The 11,401-nt window shown below is 56.3% G+C and carries 12 protein-coding genes; 4 read left to right on the plus strand and 8 right to left on the minus strand.

Translation table 11 applies throughout. The features are described 5' to 3' along the window. The first annotated feature begins 34 nt into the window (after positions 1-34). Positions 35-862, plus strand: coding sequence for a phosphonoacetaldehyde hydrolase (phnX, locus tag ACP7A4_RS08910; protein WP_203303723.1), 828 nt, complete (start codon positions 35-37; stop codon positions 860-862). Positions 863-919: 57 nt separating this feature from the next. On the opposite strand, the gene ACP7A4_RS08915 is transcribed toward phnX, so the two are convergent. The 4 genes from ACP7A4_RS08915 to ACP7A4_RS08930 form a co-directional block, all read right to left on the minus strand. After that, complete coding sequence (locus ACP7A4_RS08915; protein WP_426246457.1) at positions 920-1,972, minus strand: tryptophan 7-halogenase; 1,053 nt, start codon at positions 1,970-1,972, stop codon at positions 920-922. After that, positions 1,959-3,893: a LodA/GoxA family CTQ-dependent oxidase gene (locus tag ACP7A4_RS08920; protein ID WP_426246459.1), complete on the minus strand. Its 1,935-nt coding sequence runs from the start codon at positions 3,891-3,893 to the stop codon at positions 1,959-1,961. The genes ACP7A4_RS08915 and ACP7A4_RS08920 overlap by 14 nt, the downstream gene beginning before the upstream one ends. A 59-nt stretch (positions 3,894-3,952) precedes the next feature. Next, positions 3,953-4,978 carry a hypothetical protein gene (locus ACP7A4_RS08925; RefSeq protein ID WP_426246461.1) on the minus strand — a complete coding sequence of 342 codons (1,026 nt, stop codon included), beginning with the start codon at positions 4,976-4,978 and terminating at the stop codon, positions 3,953-3,955. Between the two features lie 201 nt (positions 4,979-5,179). Beyond that, the gene (locus ACP7A4_RS08930) at positions 5,180-5,740 is read right to left on the minus strand and encodes an NADPH-dependent FMN reductase (RefSeq protein ID WP_203303719.1); all 561 of its coding nucleotides are present in this window, start codon (positions 5,738-5,740) and stop codon (positions 5,180-5,182) included. A 198-nt stretch (positions 5,741-5,938) separates the two neighbouring features. Between ACP7A4_RS08930 and ACP7A4_RS08935 the strand changes: the two genes are divergently transcribed. After that, positions 5,939-6,163 (plus strand): hypothetical protein, encoded by a 225-nt coding sequence (locus ACP7A4_RS08935; protein WP_059763118.1) that lies wholly within the window; start codon positions 5,939-5,941, stop codon positions 6,161-6,163. 70 nt (positions 6,164-6,233) lie between these two features. Here ACP7A4_RS08935 and ACP7A4_RS08940 read toward each other — a convergent pair whose 3' ends face one another. The 4 genes from ACP7A4_RS08940 to ACP7A4_RS08955 form a co-directional block, all read right to left on the minus strand. Further along, positions 6,234-6,806 (minus strand): GNAT family N-acetyltransferase, encoded by a 573-nt coding sequence (locus ACP7A4_RS08940; protein ID WP_059763119.1) that lies wholly within the window; start codon positions 6,804-6,806, stop codon positions 6,234-6,236. Between the two features lie 99 nt (positions 6,807-6,905). After that, on the minus strand, positions 6,906-7,664 hold the full coding sequence (gene dnaQ / locus ACP7A4_RS08945; protein ID WP_203303718.1) for a DNA polymerase III subunit epsilon: 759 nt from the start codon (positions 7,662-7,664) through the stop codon (positions 6,906-6,908). Next, positions 7,657-8,109: a ribonuclease HI gene (gene rnhA, locus ACP7A4_RS08950; RefSeq protein ID WP_203303717.1), complete on the minus strand. Its 453-nt coding sequence runs from the start codon at positions 8,107-8,109 to the stop codon at positions 7,657-7,659. Before rnhA ends, dnaQ begins: the two co-directional genes overlap by 8 nt. A 95-nt stretch (positions 8,110-8,204) precedes the next feature. Next, the gene (locus tag ACP7A4_RS08955; RefSeq protein ID WP_426246465.1) at positions 8,205-8,963 is read right to left on the minus strand and encodes a methyltransferase domain-containing protein; all 759 of its coding nucleotides are present in this window, start codon (positions 8,961-8,963) and stop codon (positions 8,205-8,207) included. Positions 8,964-9,036: 73 nt separating this feature from the next. Between ACP7A4_RS08955 and gloB the strand changes: the two genes are divergently transcribed. Then, the gene (gene gloB, locus ACP7A4_RS08960; protein ID WP_048363605.1) at positions 9,037-9,816 is read left to right on the plus strand and encodes a hydroxyacylglutathione hydrolase; all 780 of its coding nucleotides are present in this window, start codon (positions 9,037-9,039) and stop codon (positions 9,814-9,816) included. A gap of 99 nt (positions 9,817-9,915) precedes the next feature. Further along, positions 9,916-11,319: a transglycosylase SLT domain-containing protein gene (locus ACP7A4_RS08965; RefSeq protein WP_059763124.1), complete on the plus strand. Its 1,404-nt coding sequence runs from the start codon at positions 9,916-9,918 to the stop codon at positions 11,317-11,319. Positions 11,320-11,401 lie beyond the last annotated feature (82 nt).

Here is an 11,401-nt window from a genome sequence, read left to right on the forward strand (position 1 = left end):
TGCGGCACGGGCCGCTCACACAGGATCAAAAGACATGAACTACACCCAACCAAGCAAGCTTCAAGCAGCCATCCTCGATTGGGCCGGTACTGTGGTCGATTTTGGCTCTTTTGCCCCCACGCAAATCTTTGTCGAAGCCTTCGCTGAATTTGATGTACAGGTGTCTATCGATGAAGCACGCGGTCCGATGGGGATGGGCAAGTGGGATCACATCCGTACCCTGTGCAACCAACCACAAATTGGCGAACGCTATAAGAAGGTATTCGGCCGCGCCCCGTCTGACGATGACGTCACGGCCATTTACAAGCGCTTCATGCCGTTGCAAATCGAGAAAATCGCCGAACATTCCGCGTTGATTCCGGGCGCGCTTGAGGCCATTGCAACACTGCGTGCCCAAGGCATGAAAATCGGTTCCTGCTCGGGGTATCCGGCGCAGGTCATGGCCAAGGTTGTGGAGCTGGCAGCCACCAATGGTTACGTTGCCGACCATGTGGTCGCCACCGATGACGTCCCCAACGGTCGTCCGTGGCCTGCTCAGGCACTGGCCAACGTCATTGCCCTGGGCATCGATGATGTGGGCGCCTGCGTCAAAATTGACGACACGGTGCCGGGCATTCTTGAAGGCCGCCGCGCGGGCATGTGGACGGTGGCACTGGTGTGTTCCGGCAACGCGCTGGGCCTGACCTACGAGCAATACACCGCACTGGACGCTGTGACCCTGGCCGCTGAACGCACCCGGATTCACACCTTGTTCGAAGGCTCGCGCCCGCATTATCTGATCGACACCCTCCGCGAGCTGCCTGCGGTCATTGCTGATATCAATGCCCGCCTGGCCCGAGGTGAAATGCCGCAAAGCAGCTAAGGCGCTATCCGCTGACGGCTGCGGCCAACCCCATCGCAGTCGCCAGCCGGGTTCTGTTTATTGTTGACGAACTTGCCAGAACGCTTGATCCGCCCAGCGTTGCTCACGCCGGTACTGAATATCCAGCATGCGCACATACGCCCGCCTGACACTCAACAGTTGCGCAGTGTATTGCTGCGTCGATTCATGCTGGCCTGCCAACGCCGCCTGAACCGTCTGCGCTCCACGCATGGCGCTGTACAGCGCATTGAAAATGCCTTGGGCCGACAACGGGTCAAAGGCCAGCGCTGCGTCCCCGACGGCCAGCCAACGCTCCCCTGCTACTTGCTGTAAATAACTACCGACGGCCTCGCATGCGTGAGGGGGCGACCACTCGCCTGAACCGCTGTGCCGCCGGATGTGACGCGTTTTATCCCATTGCGCCAACCACCCATGACGGTCTTTAAGTACTTTTTGTGCCTCACACGGTGTGAGGTGCAAGGCTGCAATCCGTTTGTCGCCGGGCAACGCCGCGCTGTACCACCAGCCGTTTGCCACCGCCTCGATACAGGTGCGTTGATCACCAGCAACGTGTTGCGTACGTGAGTAAAGCGCAATCAGCCGTTGATCTCGCTCGCGCTTGACCCCCAGGCGCCGGGCCACGCACGCGCTTCGGCCACTGGCATCTATCACCCAGCGCGCGCCCACCTGCTCTTCACGCAACGTCAGCAACCAACGGTTCCCTGCGCGCTGTACCTGCTCAAAACGCTGTGTACACCCGGTAACACCGGCATCACCCGCGGCGTTGCGCAACGCTGCATCAAACGCTTGGCGACAGAGATGCCAACCCGCTCCATACGGTTCGCGCATAAAGTCCCGGCAATAGAGCGCCTCTTGGCCCCATGACACTACATTGCCCACGCACGGCAGCGGTTGACTGGCGTGCAGCCAAGGTAACAATCCCAGCTCAAACAGCAGCGGATAGGCTGACCCCGGTAAACTCTCACCCACTTTAAGCACATGAGAGGTGTCATCAATCAGCAACACCTCATGGCCCGATAACGCCAGGCACCTGGCCGCGACAGCGCCTGCGGGGCCCGCCCCGACTATCGCGACATCAAATGTTTTCACGTCTGACTATCCGGCGAAACTCGTCGCATTGCTCCTGGCTCTCCCACCCTGCCCGTTCGATATCGGACAAGGACAGTTTTGCTCCCCTACGCAGGTCCGGCGCGGGTGGCGCAACAGGGCTTTGGCCGCCCGACACGCTTTCGACCATCATGATCGCGGGCAAGTCCGGGTCATTCTCAACGCCTGGCCGCGCTTCAATCACCCCCACGCGCGCCATATCGCCGACGAGTTGCGTGGCCTGGTCGATAAAGCTCCCGCGCAATTTACGCCCCCAGTAAACCCTGCGGTTAAACGCTGCGACACGCTGCTCTCGGGGCAGCGTCATGTCGGTTGAGGCGTGATAGTCCGCCTCGCTCAACACCTGATCTGGCACACCGGCTGGCCAAAACGTGGGCAGATAGGGATCGTAATCGGCGTCATAGCCTGAGCGACAACCCACCGCATCCACTTGCCAGGGCAATGCCATCCACCGGCTCAGCCCCCCAGGTGGTTGGGCATACAAAGGGCCGTCGACGGCCAATGCCAGGGTTTGATCCAATACGGGGCCGAAGTCCGGCAATGGCTGGTCTTCAGGCAGGGTCTTAATACGAAAAGGCGCGCGGTACAGGGAGATGTGACGCATGGGCCATGACAGCTCAATCCCTGGGTGGAAAGCATCCGCCAGGCAAAAGTGCAGCGCGGCCTGGTCCAGCATGGCGGGTTGATCGGCCAAATTGACATCATCCAGATGCGCGGGCGGTTTATGGTCCGGTGTCCAGTCCGCATGGAATTCACCTTTGACCCATCGTTTTAACAACTGGCTGCGATAAGGCGATGGAGCGAGGTGATCGTGCGCGCTCTCTTGCTCAGCGCCAAAAGTGTCGCCATACAACCAGGGCCAGGTTCTGGGCTCATGCACCGCGTTGCTTGCCCCACGAAATGCATTGAACACCGCTTGGCGCAGATGGCTGAAGGTCTCGTCGGCACGCGACAGCTTGGCCAGTAACAGCGGGTTATTGAAATCGAAAGGCGCGCCCTGCCCGAACAGCGTTGCGAAACCTTTGTTAACCCATTGCAGGCCGCTCAGGCGCTGAAAAATCGGCAGCACATCGCGGCTAAAGGAGGGACGTTCAGGCGGTGTCAGCCATCCACTGGCAAGGTAGGTGTCCGTCAGTAAGTCATAAAGCGTGCGCCAGCCGACAGTGTTGGGCGAAAAGTCCGGCTGGGCCACCACCACCCAGGCAGATTCGACGGGAATCACAACGCCATTGATTTTTACCGCCGCCCAGACGGGGCCGTCAGAGGTGTCGTCAAACCAGCCGGTCGCATTCGCGAAGTGGTTACTCACATCGGGATCAAAGATCGGCATCCCCGTGGGAGATCCCGAGTGGCCATGGCCGCCCAACACCAATAGCCGCCCCGACTCATCAGTGCGCAACTCACCGAGTGCAACCGGCATGCCCAGAAACGTACCCCCTGCAAACTCATGGGCCGGGCCGCTGACCGCTCTGCCCGAGACGGTTCTGGCACCCGCGTCGATAACCAGCGCGTCGCGCTCAGCACCCACCCTGTCGGCATTGCGTAAACGAAGTTGAGTGTGGGCGGCATCCTCTATGTCCATCGCCTTTTCAAACTCAAACCACTGAGCCTTTCGATTGACCACATGGGCGCGCCATTCAATTTCAGCGTCGTCCAGCGTTAGCTCCCCGACCACCTCATTTTCAAGGTTGTAGCCGTAAATACGAAAACGTGCGGCCTGACGTTTAATGGCGCCGCTGGCATCGTGGCGACTTCCAGCGCTGACCCACTGCGGGGTTATGGTGTCAGGGCTGATTACGTATTCGCCCGGACTGTTACCTAAGCGTGCGATGCCGATACCTGGGTGTATCGAGGCACGCACAATTGTTTTAAGTTGTTGGCGTGTGAGTGTTTTACGGTGCATAGCATCACGTCCCTGTGGGGTTATTGCTTACAAAAAAGTAAATACTTTCGTTCATCCATTTAAGGCTTAAGTTGCGCCGGACGTTCAACTTGAGGTTCACCTAATACATTGCCATTGTAATGACGACGCACAGTGGCAGACGCTTGATAGATAACTTTGCGGGCCTGTGCAAGACTGCCAACCGGCTGATGTTCTTTTAATGTTCGCCAGGGATTGAATGCCAGGGTTTCGCCATACACCGACTGGTTACGTGAATCGATGTCCTGTATCGGCAATATTAAAGTGGCCACATGAACGGGTGCAGACGTTACTTCATCCCACTCATGAGTGGCCGTGTCCAACGGCATACAGTCATCATCTTCTTGCAGTTGCACCATAAAACGTAAACGCACCTCTGCCGTCATTAGGCGTTGATGCAAATCGGCCTTCAAATAACCGGGCGCATTAAAGTCAGGTTCTGGGCCTAACGAAATCACTTCAGGCTCAATTTTATATTTACAAAACTTTTGCAGCCCAAAATGAAAAGGAATAACGCTCCACAACTCACTCTCCAATACGCTTTTCACATCCTTGCGCATTGCGGCCAGGATTGCCCAGGTGTCTTCATGCGCCTCAATCCAGGCCGCGAAATCCCTGAAGGCCAAGGCCATGTCCGGCGCATCATTAACGAAAAAAACCGGATGATTCTGAAGCAGGAAGTCGACGGTAGGAGACGATTCGTCTGGCTCCAGGCATTTTTCACCCTCGACGCCGAAGAGCTTGATGCCCAAGCCAACCGTTTCACCCCGCTCAGGGGCACCGTCTGGAATGTCACACGAGTAACGCACCCATGCAGGGTAGGTTTTAGCCTGTGCAAACAGGCCCACTTTTAATTCATCGGGCAGATCTTCAACTACTTCAAAACGGCCATGCGCCACCCCGTTCAAGCGTAAAAAAACAGGGCGCCTGACAGGGCATTGTCCGGCTCGTATTCGCCTCATCTGGGTCTTTTCAATAAACAGTTCTTCTAACTCGGCAATGGGGTCTTGTACGTGAGTGCTTGCGTTAATTACGGATGACGTACTGCGTAGATTCGCCATAATCATGAGCTTCCTTTCTCGAAATCAAACGTCTTGAACACTCAACATTAGTTCACACCCCTGCTTGTGCACGCCCTTCACTCCCCCAATACGTAACAAGATACATGTAACTTATACGTATCCGTGGCCGAACCTTATAGACATTGTTTTGAGCGATATAAAAAAACACCGCCTAAGCGGTGTTTTTAAAGAACAGCACTGACGCGATCAAACACCTTTAATTGTCTCCACCCACTGACTATAAGCATCAATAAACGCTTGCAAGAACGGTCGGGTTTTCTCAGATAACTGGCCAGCCTCATCGAAAGCACTGCCGGCGCCGCCCAAGTAAGCTTCAGGTTGTTGCATACATGGCACATTGAGAAACACCAGGGATTGGCGCAAATGATGATTAGCCCCAAACCCGCCAATCGCACCCGGCGAAACACTGATCACAGCACCCGGTTTGCCACTGAACACACTTTGACCGTAAGGGCGTGAGCCTACATCGATGGCATTTTTCAGCGCACCAGGAACCGAGCGGTTGTACTCCGGCGTGACAAACAGCACCGCATCAGCCTGGCGAACCTGATCACGAAACGCAGTGTAGGACGCCGGAGGTGGCGTAACGTCAATGTCTTCGTTATACAACGCCAGCTCACCGATCTCGACGATGTTCAGCTTCAAGTGAGGGGGGGCCAACTGCGCCAAGGCATGGGCCACTTTTCGATTGAGAGAATCCTTTCTCAGACTGCCGACCAACACTGCAACGCTGTAGACCTTACTCATGGAAAACCCTCGCGGCTCAAGCTGTAGGAAGATTAGTTATAGATGATCGGACGCCTTTCTTGCAGCTCCGTTCACCCTATCGGCCAACAAGCCTGTAAAGTAGCGAGACTATTTTTTCCACCGCGCTAAACTTCCCCTGCTGATCAACGGTCTACAAGAACCGCAAATTGGGTGTTTATCTCCAGAGGTTCTCTACAAATGGCTGCAGTTCTCGTTGGGCAATTTCATGCAAGAGACGCGGAAGGCCGTGTCTATTCGGTGCATGAGTTTCAAGATTCCACACCTGGGGCAGACGGTCAGCCAGTCATCACCTATAAGCTGGCTATTGGCGATCGCGTTAAGAAAAACTCTGATACCGAGTTCGAGCTAGTGCAATCAGGCGTGATCCTGACTCGCGAGCCTGAATCCGTCGTGCCAGCGTAAGAAAAAACTGTAGGAGCGAGCGTGGCACGCTCGCTCCAGCAGTGGCTACTGCAAGAACCGGCGCAGGGACTTATGCCCGGTTTTCGAACAGCAGGTACCAGAAGATCGCCACTTCAGCGGTCTGCGGGTCAATCCCGCGATAGCGCAAATGATCAATCCCCCCTACCTGATAACCGCAACGTTCGTACAAGCGGCAGGCGCCGATATTGTTGTTTTGGGTTTCAAGCATGATGCCCGGCAATCTTTTTTTGTGGCTCCAAAACTTCACCACGTCCAACAATGATTTGGCGACGCCATGACGACGAGCGCCCGCGATCACTGCTAGCTCATCTACATGAGCGAAGCCATTCCAATTGGTACTGACGACCACATGCCCCACCGGCTGGTTGTCCAGGTACGCCATGAAAACTGCGCTGTCCGGCGCACCGCGATAACTGGCGAACTCATCCGGATCGATGCCATAACACTTGCGGTACGGCGTGACCATTGCCAATGGCCAGTGCTCTACGCTCAGGTGCGCTTCGACTTGCGCATAGGCGCGCACTTCAAAGCTGAAATCGTTACACCATACATACGGTGCAAAACCTTCATCAGCCAACCGGACCGAGACTTCAGGATTTTGAGGATTAATAACCAGATGCATAGATCAAAGAGTCCTTGTTTCTGGCACACCCGCCTGCCCACGCTGCCGCATGCTGCGTGAAGGGCCTGGAGCCCTTATTCAAACGCACAAGGGTTCGGGTTATTGCAAGGTCTGGCTTTTGGCTTCGAGCAGTTGCGTCCATAGCGATGGCGCTCCGGCTGACTTGGCTATGGCTTCAAGTCGGGCAGCATGCTCAGCCATGTCCCTTTCACTGGCGCGAATAATCCGACCCGGCTGGCGGTCCGCTGCCAAACGACGAATTTGCGTCGCCTCTTGACCCGAACCCTCACCCGAACCATTGCCATCTGAAGCGTTGCCGGCCAACGACAGACTGGTCTGCCCACCGGTCATGGTCAGGTAAACGTCTGCCAGAATCTCGGAGTCGAGCAAGGCGCCGTGCAGTTCACGTCCCGAGTTATCTACCCCATAACGCTTGCACAAGGCATCGAGACTGTTGCGCTGACCAGGGTGGCGCGCACGGGCCATCATCAACGTATCGAGGATGGTGCAGTGCTGCGTGAGGTCAGTGCGATCGGTTTGCCCGATCAAGGCAAATTCATTGTTCAGAAAGCCGATGTCGAACGCAGCGTTGTGAATGATGAGCTGAGCGCCTTTGATGAACTCAAAAAACTCATCGGCCACTTCAGCAAAACGCGGCTTGCCCACCAAAAATTCGTTTGTGATGCCGTGAACGCCGATCGCGCCCTCGTCACTTTCGCGATCCGGTTGCAGGTACACGTGAAAATGCCGCCCGGTCAGACGGCGGCCCATCAGCTCAACACAACCGATCTCGATCACCCGATGGCCATCGGTGACCGGCATACCCGTGGTTTCGGTATCGAGTACGACACTACGCATGCTTGATGCCCCTCATTTCATCCACGCCACGATTGGCCAACTGGTCAGCGCGCTCATTGCCGTAATGGCCAATGTGCCCACGTACCCACTGCCATTTCACGGTATGCCGATTGACTTGTTCATCCAGCAATTTCCACAGATCGGCATTTTTGACCGGCTCTTTGGCGGCGGTTTTCCACCCGCGTTTTTTCCAGTTGACCATCCATTCGGTGATGCCTTTCATCACGTATTGGGAGTCGGTCACCAACAGTACTTCGCACGGGCGCTTGAGTTCTTCAAGGCCACGAATGGCAGCCATTAGCTCCATGCGGTTATTGGTGGTGTTGGGTTCGCCGCCCCAGAGTTCTTTCTCGACGCCCTGGCATACCAGCAAGGCACCCCAGCCGCCCGGGCCCGGATTGCCCTTGCAGGCACCATCGGTGAACATTTCAACGCTATTGCTCATTACAACCTATCCAGAAAAGGGTGTTGTGGCCTGCCCATCATGGATGGACAGCACCAGAGACCGGATCACGCCAGCCTTTCGTTAATCAAGAGGGACTAGGGTTCACTGTGACGCCGATTGACCTTGGCCATCGGCAAAGGAATCAGTTTGCCCATGGGTTCACGGCGCAATGGATTGACGGGCCGCAAACCCACCACCATTTTGCGTGCAACTAATATGTAGAAGCCGCCACCGGCCAGTTGCCAGCTACCCGCCTTGCGCTCCCAGCCCGACAAACGGCGTTGCCAGGCAGGTGAAGCGAGCGGCGGACGATAGCACCCGAAGCGGCGTTTCTCCAGCGCAAAGCCCAGCAAATTCAGCCAGTCCGCCACGCGCGAGGCAGAAATGCAGCGCGCCTTGCTTAACGCGTCCTTGGCGAAAACGTGCCGCAGCCCCCACGTGCTCCACGGGTTGATTCCCACGATCAACAGGTGCCCGCCGGGGCGCACACTGCTGGCGGCTTCGCGTAGCAAGCCATGAGGCGACAGGCAAAAATCCAGACCGTGTTGCAGCACCACCACATCGGCGGCGTGCTCACATAAAGGCCATGCTTGCTCTTCACAAAAAATCTCGACACCCGGCAAGGGCGCACCCAAGCGCACATTGCGTTGCACCTGTGGGGCACTGGGCGGTGCGTCGGCGCCCGGGCCGTAATGCACCAGGTAACCGCCAAAAAATCGACCGAGTTCCTCTTCCAGTACTCGCTGTTCATCCTCAAGCAACAACTGCCCGTGGGGACCGGACAGCCATTCGCGCGCGGAACGGATCAGCGCCAGCCACTCAGGGTCAGCCTGAGCCAATGCTTTATCGGTCATTGCTCCTCCAACTCGCCTTACACCCATTACAGGCCCTAAGATGCGCCATTGTTTCGCACTTGGGAATTGCACAATGCTACAGATCGACGCCCTGCCCGCCTTCAACGACAACTACATCTGGTTGTTACAAGACAATGCCAGCAAGCGCTGCGCCGTGGTCGATCCGGGTGATGCCGCACCGGTCCAGGCGTGGCTTGATGGACATCCGGACTGGACGTTGAGCGACATCCTGGTCACTCACCACCATTTTGATCATGTCGGCGGCGTTGAGCACCTGCATAACCTGACAGGCGCCAAAGTTTGGGGCCCTGCACTCGAAAACATCCCCGCGCGACAGCAGGCGCTCAACGACCACGACTGCATCGAGGTATTGGGCCTGACGTTCGAGGTTTTCCTGTTGCCAGGCCATACCCTCGGTCACATTGCCTACTATCAGGCAGCGCCCGCCGCCCCCTTGCTGTTTTGTGGCGATACGCTGTTTGCCGCCGGTTGTGGCCGACTGTTCGAGGGTTCCCCCGAACAAATGCATCACTCGTTAAGCCGATTGGCCGCGCTGCCTGCCAATACCTCGGTGTTTTGCGCCCATGAGTACACGTTAAGCAATTTGCGCTTTGCACAAGCGGTCGAGCCAAACAACGCCGACATCCAGGCGCGACTCGATGAAGTGACCCGATGGCGCGCAGAAGGTCGCATCAGTTTGCCGTCCACGATGGCGCTGGAATTACGCACCAATCCCTTTTTACGGGTCAGTGAAACATCCGTTAAACAAAAAGCTGACGAGTGGAACGAGCAGGACAATGCCTCGCCCTGCGCCGTCTTTGCCAGCTTGCGCAGCTGGAAAGATAAGTTCTAATCAGGGTCGCGGTTGGCACAAAAATTCTGAACAGTTGACCGCGTCCCCCCTGCTTTCTAGAATCGCCCGACATTTTTGCCCGGAACTTACTTCCAGCCAATGTCGTCATCTATACGTAACTTCATCAAAACAGACACATTGACGCGTCTTGCGCAAGCCATCGCGCTGGCCGTGTCCGCTGTACTCGCGGGTTGTCAAAGCATGGATCAATCAGCCAAAACGGCCGAAAGACCCAGCTTGAAACTGACCAAACGCATTCCTCAGGAGCCGATCTGGCTCAGCGAAAAACCCAGCCCTGTAGCCCCACAAGATGTTTGGGAGCGGATGCGTCAGGGTTTCAAGTTGCAGGAAGGCGTAGAAGTTAACCCGCGAATCGAACAACAGCGCCTGTGGTTCGCCAGCAACCCTTCGTTTCTCGAAAACGCAGGTGAGCGTGGCAGCCTTTATATTCACTACATCGTAGAGCGCCTCGAAGAACGCAACATGCCGCTGGAACTGGCCCTGCTGCCCGTCATTGAAAGCGCTTACAACCCGATGGCGTATTCCCACGCCAATGCCGTCGGTCTGTGGCAGTTCATTCCATCGACCGGCCGCTATTTCAACCTGCGCCAAACCCGTGCCTATGACGGGCGTAAAGACATCACCGCCTCAACCCTGGCGGCCATGAATTATCTGACCCGTCTGCATGACATGTTCAATGGCGACTGGTTGCTGGCGCTGGCGGCTTACAACGCAGGCGAAGGCACCGTAAGCCGGGCCATCGAACGCAACGAAAAGCTCGGTTTGCCGACGGATTACTGGAACCTGCCCCTGCCGCAGGAAACCAAAGACTACGTTCCGAAATTGTTGGCTCTGTCCCAAGTGGTGATGGCCCCTGAAGCCTATGGCATCAACCTGAACCCGATTGCCAACGAACCGTACTTCGAAATGGTTGAAATCAAACAATCCATGGACTTGTCCCGCGTTGCTGCGCTGGCCGAGATCGACGAAGACGAAATGTTTCAGCTCAATCCGGCTTACAAGCAACGAGCCACCACAGATGGCCCGCAGCATCTGCTGGTGCCGACCTCCAAAGCTCAGTTATTGACCACCAGCCTGTCCAACCTCAGACCTGATGAACTGATCAGCCTGCGCCCCAAAAAAGCGGTATTCGACAATGTGGCCAGCAACACGGCCGTGCGCCTTAACCGTAAGTACAAGGTCAAAAGTGGCGACAACCTGACCACCATTGCCAAGGCCAACAAGGTCAATGTCCGTGACTTGCAGCGTTGGAACAAACTGACCGGCAAAAACCTCAAGAGCGGCCAGATGCTGGTGATGCAGGACACGCGCAAACCCGCAGCCAGCAAGAAAGCCACCCAATACAAAGTGAAAAAGGGTGATTCGCTGTACATCGTCGCCAAACGCTTCAACGTCGAGATGCAGCACCTCAAGCGCTGGAACCCTAACAGCGCCAAGGCACTCAAGCCTGGGCAAATGTTGACGGTTTCAAACCCACGCTAAGCGATTGCATAACAACACTGCGGGCAAGTTGACTCCTACATAAAACCAGGAAGCCACTTGCCCGCAGTGCTTTCTAGCGCAG

The organism is Pseudomonas sp. TWR3-1-1 (genome assembly GCF_049896545.1).
Taxonomy (GTDB): Bacteria; Pseudomonadota; Gammaproteobacteria; order Pseudomonadales; family Pseudomonadaceae; genus Aquipseudomonas; species Aquipseudomonas weihenstephanensis.

What these genes read in the sequence shown, in the direction of transcription:
- phnX (WP_203303723.1), top strand. Translation starts at nt 35, where the DNA reads ATGAACTACACCCAACCAAGCAAGCTTCAAGCAGCCATCCTCGATTGG.
- ACP7A4_RS08920 (WP_426246459.1), bottom strand. Translation starts at nt 3,893, where the DNA reads ATGCACCGTAAAACACTCACACGCCAACAACTTAAAACAATTGTGCGT.
- ACP7A4_RS08925 (WP_426246461.1), bottom strand. Translation starts at nt 4,978, where the DNA reads ATGATTATGGCGAATCTACGCAGTACGTCATCCGTAATTAACGCAAGC.
- ACP7A4_RS08930 (WP_203303719.1), bottom strand. Translation starts at nt 5,740, where the DNA reads ATGAGTAAGGTCTACAGCGTTGCAGTGTTGGTCGGCAGTCTGAGAAAG.
- ACP7A4_RS08935 (WP_059763118.1), top strand. Translation starts at nt 5,939, where the DNA reads ATGGCTGCAGTTCTCGTTGGGCAATTTCATGCAAGAGACGCGGAAGGC.
- ACP7A4_RS08940 (WP_059763119.1), bottom strand. Translation starts at nt 6,806, where the DNA reads ATGCATCTGGTTATTAATCCTCAAAATCCTGAAGTCTCGGTCCGGTTG.
- dnaQ (WP_203303718.1), bottom strand. Translation starts at nt 7,664, where the DNA reads ATGCGTAGTGTCGTACTCGATACCGAAACCACGGGTATGCCGGTCACC.
- rnhA (WP_203303717.1), bottom strand. Translation starts at nt 8,109, where the DNA reads ATGAGCAATAGCGTTGAAATGTTCACCGATGGTGCCTGCAAGGGCAAT.
- ACP7A4_RS08955 (WP_426246465.1), bottom strand. Translation starts at nt 8,963, where the DNA reads ATGACCGATAAAGCATTGGCTCAGGCTGACCCTGAGTGGCTGGCGCTG.
- gloB (WP_048363605.1), top strand. Translation starts at nt 9,037, where the DNA reads ATGCTACAGATCGACGCCCTGCCCGCCTTCAACGACAACTACATCTGG.
- ACP7A4_RS08965 (WP_059763124.1), top strand. Translation starts at nt 9,916, where the DNA reads ATGTCGTCATCTATACGTAACTTCATCAAAACAGACACATTGACGCGT.